We start from the raw sequence: 14,404 nt of genomic DNA on the forward strand, positions 1-14,404 counted from the left end.
CAAAAAAACTGCTTAAAGCAGTTTTTGGCTAGAAGGTAGCGTGATGGTTTTTTCAGCATAACAAACGACACCGACCTTAATCAATGTTGGGTTCGTTTTTAAAACCACACGCTCCACCAAAAAACAAACCGCGTAAAGCGGTTTTTTTGATTGAGAATAATAGCAGAGCGTTATATTCTCCATAACACATGATGTACATGAACCTTTTGCTAATCAGGAAGTTTATATTTTTTTGTATATTTTGAACATTTTCTTGGTGTTGAAAATAGTTTTTCGAAACATTACTTGACACCTTGCAAGAAAAAGAAGACGAAATAAACTTTCCCATAATCAACAAATATTGAACGCCTCTGAGCCGAAAACCTTAAATGTTCAAAAATTTTTTCAAATAACTTTCATTAAGTAAATGATTTGTTAGGTATTTGCCGTTATGAAAAACCGCCCAATTATTAAAAACACAAGGGCAAGACTTTGCTTTTTCCAATGTATCAATTTTAACAAGACTTAAAGGAATTTTGTTTGCCTTGCAAAATGTTTCAATCTCGGCTATACAATTCGGTATATACGGACATTGTAAACCATAGTAAATCGTTAAATCTTTACTTGCTATGCTTTGTTTGTGTGCATTCTCTGTAAAGTGTGGATTTGTGCCGTCAAACGACAATGCAAGCAATTCATAATCGTCAATAGTATCAACAACCTTAAAACCAAACTTTGTCATAAATGCTTTGTCCGTCAAAAATGGCTTTTTTGTTTTTCCTACAATTACACAAATGCCCGATTTGCCTTTTTTCTTGCTGTCATTTATGCAATAGTCCAAAAGTTCTTTGCCAATCCCTTTGCCCTTGAAACTGCCCGAAACCCAATGGCAATATATGAACATATAATTTTTGCCGCAGGCAGAAACCCACGCTTTTTCAAGCGGTGCATATTCAATAAACACTTTGCCACGCTCATTCAACTTGTGAAAAATGTGTCCTTCTTTAATTCGCTCGGCAAGCCATTGTCTTTTTGTGTCAACACCGCATTGATGTTTTTTGTCTGCAATCGCACAACACAAATGTTCATTCGCCAAATTGTCGGCGGTTATTGTTATGTATTCCATAAAACGATAATAGCATAAGTTTTGCGTAACTCAAAGCAAAATGAAAGCAAACACCACCGATTTTTGTTTTTGATTTTCCACTTGTGCGTGAAATTATGCGTGAAACTGTGAGTGAAAGGTCATTTTTGCCCCAAAATATACGATTTTATAGGGTTTTTGTTGCGGTTGTTAAAAGGTTGTGTTATAATTTTGTAAAGAAGAATTTAAGAGAATCTTCTAAGGAGGTAGTGTTTATGGGAAAAGAAGTAGTTTTTGATGTGAAGGCCGAAGAAGTGCTGAAGGAAGGCAAGATGATATCAACAAGTATTTTTAAAAACCAAACCTATACAGAGTTTCCGTATAAATATGCCATAACAGAAAAGGGAATTTGGATAGAAGAAAAGGCGCTCTTCGGGACAAAGGCAGCGTTTCTGTCGTTTGTTGATGTCAGGGCATACGCGTGTATGAACAACTGTTGCATTCTATATCCAAAGAAAGGTGTTATCCCGACCAATGTTTATTTTGATGATTTTGCTGAGGCCATTAAGATTGTTGAAAAATATGTGCCCAAGTTAATGATGTAAAGAATTAAAAAAGACACACTTTGGATGTGCCTTTTTTATTAAGAAGTAATAATACACGACCATCCACAGAGAGGTAGTGTTTTACACGCCATAATCTTTTTGGTTGCTTTCTATCACATCTTGGCCAATCTTTTGATTTATTATTACTTTTGCCATTTTATCAAAATTTTTATATAAGTTTTGTGTAATGATTTTTTTAAAGTAAGCTTAATGCGCAGTTCAATTTTTATTCACTTTTTCGGCGGCAAAGGTTGACATAACAAAGATTTTATGCTAAAATTCAAAATACTCCGATAATGGACTGTAGCTCAGCTGGTTAGAGCACTGCCCTGATAAGGCAGGGGTCGGTGGTTCGAGTCCACTCAGTCCAACCAAAAAAGCCCGTGTTTACGGGCTTTTTTCATGTCTTGCGTGCTAAATTTTTGACACCTATTGACACCTAACATTTTTTGGGCTATTTTCCAGTAAAAAAGAACCAATAATTGCAGCTTTCAAATTATCGGTTTGAGACTACTTAAAACTGCCCAATACTGTGCTATTAGGTGTCAATAGGTGTCAAATTAAAGTTTTATTCATTTGTTGCTTTTTCTGCATGGCTTAATGTTCCAAGCCGCCTTATTTGATAATTATGTTGAAGGGCTACACTATCTAAAAAGTCATTGCACTCTTCAATGAATTTACCCGAATAATGGGTTATTAAAAATGAATACGCATTTTCCTCTACATCATCATGCCTTAATATTCTACCAGCCTTGCCGATTATGTTTTTATAGCAATTGCTATAATTAAGTTGTTAGTTTGAAATAAGATTTTTTAAAATCAAAAATGCGATTATATATATCAAAGAGGTAAGTATGATAACAAAAGTTGAAAACGTAGGATTTTCTATATATGGAGACAGTATCGGTGAGTTATGGCTTAATTTAGTAGAAACTGTTTTAAAAAATGGTGCTTATGAAATGGATGAAAACAGGGGGCGGTTTGCTGTAAGAAATTTACGGTTTGCTGCCGGAGTTGCCAATTCGCAAGATATACTGATTGAAAAATACGGTGACAAAAAAAAGATTGACGCCATGAAGAAAGTTGTATTTGAATCGGATGTAATGGTGGATTTTGATATTAAACCTTCGTTTCGCAATGGTGCAAAAAGTTATAAAAAAAGGATTGAAGAAGGCAAAATGATTGAATTTGTAGTAGGGCGTCTTTCTAAAATACCTGAGTCGAAGAAAGCTGTTATGGTGTTTCCGACCTATGAAGATTATAATGCTGTTTTAACCAGCCCGTGGAATGATTATTTGCCGTGTATAACAGCTCTGCAGTTTAGAGTTAACACAAGATTGAATAAAAAATATGTTGACTTAACTTTATTTATGCGTTCTTGGGACGGTTTTCAGAAGGGGGCAGGCGACTTGACAGTAGTTTCTATGCTTGGTGATTTGGTTCGTAATAAACTGGAAGAAAAATTAAAGGTTAAGCTTGAATGCGGCCGTCTTGACGGGCTTGTTACAGATATTCACATTTACGAAAATGCTTATGAAAATGCGCAGAATATACATTTTGATTATAAAAATGAAAGGGATATATAAATGAGTTCGTTATTAGCATATAGCAATGAATTGTTAAAAAAGCGTGGCTGGATATCAAAAATACCCGAAAGCAAAAAGGCGGTAATGTTAGTTTCCGGAGGGTATGATTCGATAGTAACCGCTGCAAGATTAATTAAGGATTATGGTATGGAGTTGTATCCGGTATATATAGACCGCGGGGCAAGAAACAGAGAAGGGGAACTGTCTTCAATTGAATTTTATACCAAGTACTTAAGAAAAGAATTTGGTAAAGGTAAGTTTCATGATGTATTAATCCCGGCAATTACTATTCCGCCAAAAGAAATTAAAGAGCAATTACAAGAATATTCAAAAACACGCCGCTACCCTATGCGTGATTTTATTATGATTATGTTTGCAGCCCAATATGCTGCATCTTTGGGCGAAGATGTTAAGACGATCTGTACCGGATTTTTAGCAACTGACAGAGCAAATATAACCGTTCATAGAATAAACACATTGGCTATATGTGAAATGACAAAAGAACCGGAGTGGAACATTTTATCTATAAATGTTGATCCAGAAATCAGTGACAAACTATTTGGCAAGCATGATGAAATTATGTGGGCACATGCCAATAACTTTCCTGATGAACACACAATGACTTGTTGGACACCGGTAAAGGTTGATGGTAAATTGTATCATTGTGGAGAGTGTTATGCTTGTGAACAGCGGCAGTTGGGTTTTAAAAACGCAAATATAAAAGATAAAGCTAAATATTATAAAAAAGGGGAAAAACAATGAAGAAAACTATAATTTGTAAAGACGTATTTGGTAACCAGTATAAAGTACCAGCAGAAGATTTAAATATTAGGGTTGGAGTTTATGCGGTAATAATAAAAGACAATAAAATTTTATTAACGCATCAGTGGGACGGCTACAGTTTAATTGGCGGAAGTGTTGAAAAAGGTGAAATGATAGAAGAAGCGCTTGTTAGAGAAGTTAAAGAAGAAACCGGTTTAACCATTATGCCCGACAAAATTATATATCAGGCCACAACCTTTTTTAAACGGGACAAAGATGCAAAACCCAATCAGTCGGTGCAATTGTATTTTACACATAGTCAGTTATTTGGTGAACTTAGCAATAGAAAAATTGCAAAAAGTGAAAAAACGTATACCAATGATATGCCGGAATGGGTGAGTTTAAATGATATTAAAAATATTAAATTTAGGCACAGTATAAGTTTACAGACCATACTTAAAGCTTATAAAGAGCATTGTCCCGACGGGAAATAAATTTAGTTTTATAAAAAATAGGGACAGCTTAAAAGCTGTCTTTATTTTCGTTTTCAATATTTTTAATTTCTTTATAAACCGCGTCAACTTCCGTTTTTAATCCTTCTATGGCTATAACCTGATTTTTAGATTGCTCATAAAAATCTAATTCAAATACCGTATTGCTTTTTGTGTAAACGGTTCTGGTTCTTATAAATGATTTATATTTTTTATATCCTAAAAACTCCAAGATTGATTTAATTGCATCTTCATCAGTAAAATTTAACGGCAAAGATTCACGGCGTTCTTTTAAAACTGCAGTTGAGAAATCCTCATCTTTAAAGTCTATCTTTTTTGTTACATTGCCGTCCGGCATTGTGTTTATCATAACGCGTGCAAGGGTTTTATTCCGCTTTCTGTAAACCATACCTTCCTGTTTGTTATTGCTCTTTAACGTATAATTATTTTTTATACAATAGTCGATATAAGGTTTTAAACTTTTTACCCGAAAACTATATTCGTATTCCGTCATATTATTCACTCCTTTCAAAATTTTGTTCTGATTCTTTTGCTAAAGCCGGGTTAGGGTACATAAATCGTGTCATAACCTGGTGCTCGGGGTAACTGATAAGAAAATGTAAACTTGCTTCACTTGGGTCATCGGTTGAATGAACCAAGTTTGTTGTATATGGCAGAAACTCCAGCGGTTCTCCGTCAAACCAATCAAATTCTTTATAGTAATTTTCCTCTCCAAGTTCTTTGCGTGCTTTGTGTTTTATGGTTTTTAATTTTTTAAGATCCTCTCTTAGCATAATAACATCTGCAGGACCTGTCATAGACCTTTCACATTCAAGACCGATTGAGTGTGAAAATGGCATTGGTTTTATTTTTGTTAAATCTCTTTCGGCTCCTAAATTGGTAGGGTATTCTAATATAGAACTTAATCCGCCGCCAAAGAATCTGTTTCTGATTTCCGATTGGACATTAAGAAGGTAAGCAGAAGGCTTAATCATTACAACATTTAAGTTGTTTTCTAAAAAAATCTTGGGGTTAAGCTGGAAATGCTTTTGTTGCAGCCTTCAACATCAAATATCACTTCATAGTGGTTATCGATTGTTTTAAATTCACCCATAATGTTTTGAGCCAGTTGCAGTTGCTTTTGCCAATCTGAGTTGTTTTGTGTTAATACCGAAAGTTCATCTTTCCAGGTTTCAATCTGCTGCAATTTTAAACTTTCTTTCTCTTGTTTTTTTAATGTGTAGTTTGGATTACAGTGACTGTAAGGATTTAGTGTATATGCTTTTGTTTCAAGTTCACTTTTAAGTAAGTTGTTATTTTCGCTCTTAATAATTGAGGCTAATTCTTCATAACAAAAAGCTAGATAACCGTTTAATACCGAATAATTTAGAGCGCCGTTTAATACCTCTAAATATTGCGGAATATCTTTTTCTTTTACAGCATTACATGATTTTTGGTACAGAAAGTCTCTTATTAAATGTAAGAATTTAAAACTTTCCCCTTCAATTTTTTCATAACTACAGTATACCATATCTTGTGTTAAAGGGGCAACCTTTCCGTAGCCGTATCCTACAAGTGGAGTTGCGTCATAAAAATATGTGTTTCCATGTTCGTCATCTACAAGCACCGCACCATGCCTGCTTACAATATCTTCTGGGTCAAAAGGTCTTGGTCCGCACATGACATATCTGTAATTAGTGCCTATTCCCAAGTAATTCATATACTCAATACTTGCAAGAGCTACCGTATGGCAATCACCAATAAGTTGTTCGGTATCACAACTAGGGTCGGGGTAGGAATCAAACAGCATTGACTGCCGTACTATGTCGTTAATTACTTTTAACTTAACTTCAAAGCTTAATTGGTTAAAAGGCTTATTAAAGCCGCAGTCAGAAAAGGTGACCCTTTCTTGTGTTATTGGTATTAAATCTTGTAATTCGGGCAATAACTTATTCATATTATATCTCCAATAATATATTTAGAAAGTTTGTAACATTTTTTTCTAAATCATATCTTTTTTTAATGTAATTTGAGCTTGTAAATTCATTCTATGCATGTCTTTATCGTTAAAATATTTTAAAATTTTTAATGCACTCTCTTGTAAATTGTCTAAGTTTACCAAAACGCCGTCTTTAGTATCGTCAATTTGTTCGCTTAGTCCGCCAATGTCGTTTGCAACAATAAGAATATTGTTTCGGTTTAATCTTCGTATTTCGTTTATTATAAGCCCAAAGGGCTCTCTTTTAGAGGGAATAAGCATAATCACTTTCTTTTTAAAGTTCTGTAAAATATATTTAGAAAAATTATCCGGAGGGTCTATAAATAAAGTGGCTTCGGTTTTTGCTGCAAGCTGCCTGTATGTGTTTAGTATCGGCTGGTCTGTGCTATAGCTTCGGGCGATAACAACTGAGGGTAAGTTTAATTCCTTTTTTAAAAGTAGTGCAGCTTCAAGATTTTTATATTCTTCCGCTCTGCCAAAAGCAAATACCATTGCATCATAGTTTTCAATTTGTTTAAACAGTTCTGCGAATGGTTTTCCATAAATAACAGGTTCTTTTGAATCTAACACTTCGCCGCAGGTAATCGGTAAAATTTTGTGTTTTTTTATACTAAATTCATCCAACATATGACGTCCCATAAACTCACTATTAGCCCCTAAAAACGACAGATTGTCATTATTTATAAAATCAATCGCTTCTTGTTCCCATTTCAGCTTTAAGCTGCCCGGTGAGGCTGCATGTGATGAATGGGGTATCCATATTTTTTTATGATTAACAGCCGGCTTTATTATTTCCGGGAGTTTTGCAAAAGGTCCGTCATTGCAAACGGTAATTACTTTATCAAAACAGCTTATGTCAATTTTATTTATAACTTTTGCTGTATTGTTAACAAGATTCTGCCATTCTGGTACATTGCCGAAACCTGTTTGTCCGTTTGTTCCGTTTGAGATAAGGAATATTTCAACATTTTTTAAGTTTAAATGTTCAATATGTATTGTTTTGCTGTATCCAAAACTATTTGTATTATATTCGGGTGTAAATAAATTGATTTTGTATTCACAATTTAAAGAATTGCAATATTTATAAAAAAGTTTTACATAGCCCTTTACAATAGTGCCTACACCGGCATAATAACTTATTATTCCGTCATGGGCGCATAAGTTGATTAATAATTTCATCTGCAACCTCCGCTATGTTTTTATGGTTATAGCTTTTTATTATTAAGTTTTTAACATATTTTTTACAATTAAATAATGATATGTTTTCCATCAATTTCTGATTTTCAACCGTTCCGTGCGGATCAGAATTTTTATTGCGCCGCAAATAATAGTCTGAACTGCTGTTTATAAGATAATAAACAGCAATTTTTTCACTTTGAAGTATTGGTATATATCTACTAAACCAATTTGATAAAATACTTAGGTTAAACTTATAAGCTAAATCAACAATTCTTTTTGTTTGGTTATAAGATAAGGTGCTGATAGGACCTCTGTCTACAACCGCAAAATCGCAATTTCCGCCCTGCATTTTCATATCGTCATTTTGCATAAAATCTTCAGTAGTCGGCTTTCCGCTTGTAACTAAAGGATGAATTAACTCGTTGGAGATAAAAATATTTTTAATATTTCTTTCTTTTATTTTTTGCAAAAGGGTAGTTTTACCAACGCCGGGCAAACCTTCTAAAATAATCATTTTTTTCATGGTTTATTTTCCTTAATTAAACTTTAGATATGTACGTCTGCAGTCAATTAAACTTAACGGGCGGCATACTGTTGAATATTATATTCTTGCATATATTCTCGCGCTTTAAGCATTTCAGAAATTGCAAAGCCAACAGCGCCATCGGTGGCTGTTGCATCAAGTTTAAAATCAACAGCATTAAGCAATGATTCATCTTTGGTGTTTCCTACAGCAAATGAAATTCCGTTTAGTTCACGCAAGACCTCAGCCATTTCCACATCATTGTTGGCGTCCCCTATCATAGCCATTTGGGGTTTGTCTAAAAGATTATATAAAAACTTTGCTGCTTCACCTTTATTGGTATTTTCAACTTGGACATCGGCTACCATGTTCCCGCGATTGGCAGTTTCATCAACAAGAGCTTTTGCATAAAAAGGTAATGTGATTGCCTTTGGATTGTCGTTGTGTCTTTTCATTTTGTCGTTGGGGGTTACCGCTCTTTCATCAGCCGGCCAGATTTTATCTAACATGTATTTCCATACAAAGCGGTTGTTACTACCTACCATCATCTGTATTATAGGAGTGTTATTAAAAAACTCTTCGGGGTCAAATACTTTTACTGTTGTACCATCAAATATAATTTTGCCGTCTTTTACTACATTTGTCTCATTACAAAATGTTATTTTGTCACCATCTTTACCCAATAAACTTTCTTCTTTTGGATCTTTTAGTATAGTGGTTGCATTTTCCCCGTTGCCTACAAATCTTATGCGCAGCCCAGTATCTCTTAAATTATCCGCAGCGTACAAAGGCGAAATTCTTTCGCGCTCTTGCGGAGTAAGTGAGTTATACTTTGCGGCAACATTATAAAGAATTTTTGCAATCTGGGTGTCAAGAGGAAAGTCCTGTAAAATTTCTTTAGTTTTACAATCATAAACCTCGCTGCCTCCGGAAGATATTATATATCTGCTTGTTCCGAGTTGGGTATACCATTTTTCAGGATAAGCCCGAGAGCGCCCTGTTGACATAACGCATTCAATGCCGGCTTTTCGGGCTTCTTTTATTTTTACAAGAGTATTTTTTTTCAATAATGTTGTCATCATTTCTTAAAGTACCATCAATGTCAATTAAAAACACCTTAATCTGCGAAAGTGTACGTGCTAGTTTAAGTTTTTTTTCGCCTTTAAGTTCATCTAAGGGAATATATCTTTTACCTGCCATTTTTTACCTCAATGTTATTATATCATATATTATAAAAATCGCAACCATATTACCGCCTAAAACTGTGCTATTAAGTGTCAATAGGTGTCAGACTTGCCATAAGATAATAGTAGTAATTTTACTATGGATAGAATAAATTAAAAAGTAATTCCGCAGTAACAGGGCTATATCATCCTACAGAGACGAAGTTTTATTGCGGAGCAACAAAGACTTGGTTTTATATGGTTGCTTTTATAAGCCCCCTAAAGAGCGGGTGAGGGGTATAAGGCCTTGACAGAAATTCGGGATGAAACTGAGAGGCCACATAATAGGGGTGATCATTAAGCTCTATTATTTCAACAAGATTGTTTTCTTCATTTATGCCAGCTATTGTGAGACCAGCTTTTTCAAGAGATGATTTAAACTTGTTGTTAAACTCAAATCTGTGGCGGTGACGCTCTTTTATGACATCTGCGCCATAAAGCTCAGCGGCCTTTGTCTTAGGTGTAAGTTTGCAGTTGTAAAGCCCCAAACGCATTGTGCCGCCTTTTTTAGAAATATCCTTTTGGCTTTTCATTATATCAATAACGGGGTATGGAGTTTCAGGCGCAAACTCTGATGAATTGGCACCGGGTAGGTTTGCCATATTACGTGCAAATTCAATTACGGCAATTTGCATACCCAGACATAGACCGAGGAAGGGGATTTTGTTTTTGCGGGCATATTGTGCTGCCATAATTTTTCCTTCAATGCCGCGGTTTCCAAATCCGCCCGGAATGATAATGGCGTTTGTGCCGCTTAGCAGCTTTTCGGCTCCTTGCTTTTCAATATCTTCACTGTCTATAAGTTTGACGCTTACCGAAACACCACACGCAAGACCTGCATGTTTAACCGCTTCGGTGACTGAGATATATGCATCAGGCACAGCAACGTATTTTCCTACGATAGCAATAGTTTTGATTACATGTTTTTGGGTCATACTTTTCACCATTTTTTTCCATGTGCCAAGGCTGTCTTTAGAGGCTTTAAGTCCGAGTTTTTTCAAAACTATGTCATCAAACTTTTGTTGTTTTAAGAGAATGGGCACTTCATATATACTGCGGCAGTCCTGATTTAGAATAACATCCGACGGGCTGTCAAGATTGCAGAACATGGCGACTTTGTCGCGTGTTTCGCTGTCTAATATTACATCTGCATTTGTGCGGCACACAACGATGTCGGGTGTAACACCCATGCGGCTTAAGTCTCGTACACTGTTTTGGGTGGGCTTTGTTTTAATTTCGCCGCTGCAATCCAGATAGGGAATAAGAGTAACATGCACCGATAGGCTGCCTTTGGGGCCGAGTTCTTTTCTAAACTGACGGATTGCTTCAATATATGCCATGCCTTCAATGTCTCCTATGGTGCCGCCCACTTCAACGATAACTATGTCCTCACCGCCGGCCACACTTTTCATGGCGTCAATAATTTCGTTTGTTATGTGAGGCACTACCTGCACGGTCTTGCCAAGATATTCGCCGGCTCTTTCTTTTGCGATGACGCTGGAGTAAATTTTGCCGGTTGTATAATTGCAATCTTTTGAAAAAGACCTGCCCAAGAAACGCTCGTAATGTCCTATATCCAAGTCCGTTTCGGCACCGTCGTCGGTTACAAAAACCTCTCCGTGCTGATAGGGGCTCATCGTGCCGGGGTCCACATTGATATATGGGTCAAGCTTTTGTATGGTAACCTTAAGTCCTCGGTTAATAAGAAGTCTTCCCAATGACGCTGCGGTAATACCTTTGCCAAGGCCTGATACCACACCTCCTGTTATGAATATGTATTTTGGCAAACCTGTCTTTTTCATACAATTTCTCCTTTTTAAAAAACCATAAAACGCCTTAGGTTATTTTTATTGCCAAAAGCGTTTTAAGGTGATATCTTAGCATGATTTGATAGGGTCATGCTGCTTGTTGTGTGAAAATTTTGTCACATACTATTTTATATGATTTTGTTGATAAAATCAATAAAATTGACTGAGATTTAAAAAGTTTTTTAGTTTAAAGAAAATATTAGATGTGTTGTAATTTTTAAAAAAGAAAAAATGGAAAAAGAATTTAAGTTTAAGCTTTTGGCTAAATAATAAGTAGTAAAATAAAGAAACATTTGCATTAAACCAAACTAAAAGCATTGACTTTATTTTTTAATAAGTGTAAAATTTAATATGAATTTATCGGGCGGGCAAGCCCGATAATGTTTTAATAAAGGCGGAAATTAAATAATGGAAAAAATTGATATGGAAAAAATGGTGAGCCTTTGCAAACAGTACGGCTTTATATTTCAGGGCAGTGAGATTTATGACGGACTTGCAAATACATGGGACTATGGTCCGTTGGGGATTGAGCTAAAAAATAATGTCAAAAGAGCATGGTGGAAGAAATTTGTAACCGAGAGCAAAAATAGCTACGGCGTGGACGCGGCAATATTGATGAACCCCAGAATATGGGAAGCATCGGGTCATGTCAGTTCTTTTAGCGACCCATTAATTGACTGCAAGGATTGCAAAACAAGGCACAGAGCGGATAACCTGATAAAAGAATTTGACGCTTCGGCTAATCCGGATGCTTTGTCAAACGAACAAATGATGAAGTATATAAAAGACAACAAAATCAAGTGTCCACGCTGCAAAGGAACAAACTTTACGGATATCAGAGAGTTTAATCTTATGTTTGAAACCAGCAGGGGTGTGACAGAAGACAGCAAGAACATTATATATCTTAGACCCGAAACAGCACAGGGTGAGTTTGTAAACTTTTTGAATGTTCAGCGTTCGATGAGAGCCAAGCTACCTTTTGGCATAGGTCAGATTGGAAAGGCCTTCAGAAATGAAATTACTCCGGGAAACTTTACATTCCGAACAATTGAGTTTGAGCAGATGGAGCATCAGCTGTTTTGCAAAAACGGAACGGATGAAAAGTTTTATGATTATTACAAAAAATATGCCTTTGACTTTTTGATCAGCTTGGGAATGAATAAATCAAATCTGAAGTTTCATGACCACGACAAGCTCAGTCATTATGCAAAGTCTGCGTGTGATATTTATTATAACTTTCCTATGGGTTTCAGCGAGCTGTGGGGCACGCACAACCGCACCGACTATGATCTGACGCGCCATCAGGAATTTTCAAAAAAGTCAATGGAGTATTTTGACTCTGATACAAACGAGAAGTATATTCCTTATATTGTCGAATCATCGGTCGGATGCGACCGAATGGTTTTGGCTTTCTTGCTTGAGGCTTATCGTGAGGAAAAGCTGGATGACGGCACAACCAGAGAGGTGATGAATTTCCACCCGTTTTTGGCGCCATATAAGGTTGCAGTTCTGCCGCTGGTAAAGAAATATCACAGCGAGAAAGCTGATGAAATTTTTTCTAAGCTCGCAAAAAGTTTTCCGGTTTCTTTTGACGACACCGGAAGTATAGGAAAGAGGTATCGAAGGCAGGATGTTTCGGGAACACCTTTCTGCATTACGGTTGACGATGAAACGCTGAAGAACGGCACCGTCACCATCAGAGACAGAGATACCATGAAACAGGAAGTAATAAAGATTGATGAAATCAAAAAGTATATTGAAGATAAAATGGAGTTTTAACAAAATTAAACAGCATGATTGGGCACCGCCTATCTTTTGGGAATGTCCTTGCATCTTAGCAACATCGCACAAAAAACCACGCATAGCGTGGTTTTTTCTATTCCTCATACTGTTTCATTTTGTCTATTTTTTCTTGAAGGGTTTTGTCTGAAAGACTGCCGATGGAACCGTCTTGAAGTCCTCGCACAAAGTCACCGGTGTTCATTCGCTGATCTTTTGTTCGCTTTCCCTGTATTTGAACATGCAGCACTTTGCGCTGGTGCTTGCCAATAACAATCAGAGTTATTAAAAGCATTACAAAGAAGGGTATTGTAACAGAAACACACAGGATTATTATGAGAAAAATCTCATTCAGTTCGGTTGTAACTTCAATATCCAAAACGCTTCCGTAGCCCTGCAACCAATCCTCAGTAATCTTAATTGTGGCCACATTTCCTGCAAAGCGCACATCTCCTGCATAAGTTTCTCGATTAACCGAAAGTCCGTTGATTTTAAAGTCTTTAATTTTATAAAATGAGCTTATGTCAACCGATATAAACACATCGTCGCCGAGTTTCATCGTATCGGTGCTTATGGTAACTAATTCCTGTGAAGCGGGTGCGATGGTTTCCTGAACAGTATATATGATTTTTTCAAAGTATAGTGTCAGCTCTCTGTCAATCAGCAGCTTTATCTGAAGTCTTGTGCGGTCATTTTCAATCAACTCACTTTTATAGTTTTGCTTAAACTCCCTAAAGCTGTGAAATCGGTTTGGCAAAGCCTGCAAAATTATTGTTGTGCCTGTGTCAAACACAAAGGTGTCACCGTCGGTCGGATACATTTTTGTGAGAGCCTCTGTTATATCATCTTTTAGATATACTGCATAGCTTCCCATAGACTGATAGTCGCGGGGTATATTTACGGTCATAGTGCTGATGTTGATATAAACGCCTACTATTTCTATTTCGCTTTGCGTGTTAATATAGCTTGCATCCAGAACGAGACCATTACTTAAAACGTAATATCCGCTGCCCTTATAAATTTCAAAGTGAGAAAATCTATAGGAGGCTACTCCGGTTTGACTTGCCGACATAATAGTGCTGCCAAATATCTCAATTTCAAAGCCTGCATCCACACTCAGAAGATTGTTTCCGAGTCTGCCCAGAAAAGTTACAGGATACATTGTTCCGCCTATGTCAATTTCGGCAGATTGGTTTGGCGTAGGCGTGGGAGGAGTAAAAACCTGATTTGCTGTGGATACCGCTTCCTCAATGCTTGATACGGTCGGGCTTTGTTTTTGAGAGGTCGCCAGATGACTTAAAAGCAACAGGACACTGAATATCAGACACAGGGCAAGAACAAGGACGAGCAAGTATATTTTTTTATTTGTTTTTATCTTTTCCATAT

General features: G+C 36.4%; 14 protein-coding genes and 1 tRNA gene. 6 read left to right on the forward strand and 9 right to left on the reverse strand.

The annotated features are described in order from the left end of the window. Window positions 1-364: 364 nt before the first annotated feature. On the reverse strand, window positions 365-1,105 hold the full coding sequence (locus LBN07_04380; GenBank protein ID MDR0850685.1) for a GNAT family N-acetyltransferase: 741 nt from the start codon (window positions 1,103-1,105) through the stop codon (window positions 365-367). A gap of 233 nt (window positions 1,106-1,338) precedes the next feature. Here LBN07_04380 and LBN07_04385 point away from each other — a divergent pair, with 233 nt between their 5' ends. The 5 genes from LBN07_04385 to LBN07_04405 all read left to right on the forward strand — a co-directional run bounded on the left by LBN07_04385 (window position 1,339) and on the right by LBN07_04405 (window position 4,510). Then, on the forward strand, window positions 1,339-1,668 hold the full coding sequence (locus LBN07_04385; protein ID MDR0850686.1) for a hypothetical protein: 330 nt from the start codon (window positions 1,339-1,341) through the stop codon (window positions 1,666-1,668). A gap of 297 nt (window positions 1,669-1,965) precedes the next feature. Continuing rightward, window positions 1,966-2,042 (forward strand) — tRNA-Ile (locus LBN07_04390). 480 nt (window positions 2,043-2,522) lie between these two features. Then, window positions 2,523-3,254: a thymidylate synthase gene (locus LBN07_04395; GenBank protein MDR0850687.1), complete on the forward strand. Its 732-nt coding sequence runs from the start codon at window positions 2,523-2,525 to the stop codon at window positions 3,252-3,254. Further along, complete coding sequence (locus tag LBN07_04400; protein ID MDR0850688.1) at window positions 3,255-4,016, forward strand: 7-cyano-7-deazaguanine synthase; 762 nt, start codon at window positions 3,255-3,257, stop codon at window positions 4,014-4,016. It abuts the gene before it with no gap. Further along, window positions 4,013-4,510 carry an NUDIX domain-containing protein gene (locus LBN07_04405; protein ID MDR0850689.1) on the forward strand — a complete coding sequence of 166 codons (498 nt, stop codon included), beginning with the start codon at window positions 4,013-4,015 and terminating at the stop codon, window positions 4,508-4,510. Before LBN07_04400 ends, LBN07_04405 begins: the two co-directional genes overlap by 4 nt. Before the next feature lie 28 nt (window positions 4,511-4,538). Here the strand turns inward: LBN07_04405 and LBN07_04410 are convergent, their stop codons facing one another. The 7 genes from LBN07_04410 to LBN07_04440 all read right to left on the reverse strand — a co-directional run bounded on the left by LBN07_04410 (window position 4,539) and on the right by LBN07_04440 (window position 11,233). Then, complete coding sequence (locus LBN07_04410) at window positions 4,539-5,021, reverse strand: hypothetical protein (protein MDR0850690.1); 483 nt, start codon at window positions 5,019-5,021, stop codon at window positions 4,539-4,541. A 1-nt stretch (window position 5,022) separates the two neighbouring features. Beyond that, window positions 5,023-5,502 carry a hypothetical protein gene (locus LBN07_04415; GenBank protein ID MDR0850691.1) on the reverse strand — a complete coding sequence of 160 codons (480 nt, stop codon included), beginning with the start codon at window positions 5,500-5,502 and terminating at the stop codon, window positions 5,023-5,025. A 20-nt stretch (window positions 5,503-5,522) separates the two neighbouring features. Next, window positions 5,523-6,464: a hypothetical protein gene (locus tag LBN07_04420; GenBank protein ID MDR0850692.1), complete on the reverse strand. Its 942-nt coding sequence runs from the start codon at window positions 6,462-6,464 to the stop codon at window positions 5,523-5,525. Window positions 6,465-6,509: 45 nt separating this feature from the next. Further along, on the reverse strand, window positions 6,510-7,685 hold the full coding sequence (locus LBN07_04425) for a glycosyltransferase (GenBank protein ID MDR0850693.1): 1,176 nt from the start codon (window positions 7,683-7,685) through the stop codon (window positions 6,510-6,512). Then, complete coding sequence (locus tag LBN07_04430) at window positions 7,654-8,208, reverse strand: hypothetical protein (GenBank protein ID MDR0850694.1); 555 nt, start codon at window positions 8,206-8,208, stop codon at window positions 7,654-7,656. Before LBN07_04430 ends, LBN07_04425 begins: the two co-directional genes overlap by 32 nt. A gap of 53 nt (window positions 8,209-8,261) precedes the next feature. Beyond that, entirely contained in the window at window positions 8,262-9,290 is a 1,029-nt protein-coding gene (locus tag LBN07_04435) for an HAD hydrolase family protein (protein MDR0850695.1), read from the reverse strand. Window positions 9,291-9,625: 335 nt separating this feature from the next. Further along, entirely contained in the window at window positions 9,626-11,233 is a 1,608-nt protein-coding gene (locus LBN07_04440) for a CTP synthase (GenBank protein MDR0850696.1), read from the reverse strand. Between the two features lie 414 nt (window positions 11,234-11,647). Between LBN07_04440 and LBN07_04445 the strand changes: the two genes are divergently transcribed. Beyond that, window positions 11,648-13,018: a glycine--tRNA ligase gene (locus LBN07_04445; GenBank protein ID MDR0850697.1), complete on the forward strand. Its 1,371-nt coding sequence runs from the start codon at window positions 11,648-11,650 to the stop codon at window positions 13,016-13,018. Window positions 13,019-13,115: 97 nt separating this feature from the next. Here the strand turns inward: LBN07_04445 and LBN07_04450 are convergent, their stop codons facing one another. After that, on the reverse strand, window positions 13,116-14,402 hold the full coding sequence (locus LBN07_04450) for a hypothetical protein (GenBank protein MDR0850698.1): 1,287 nt from the start codon (window positions 14,400-14,402) through the stop codon (window positions 13,116-13,118). Window positions 14,403-14,404 lie beyond the last annotated feature (2 nt).

Source organism: Christensenellaceae bacterium (assembly GCA_031260975.1).
Lineage (GTDB): Bacteria > Bacillota > Clostridia > Christensenellales > UBA1242 > JAISKJ01.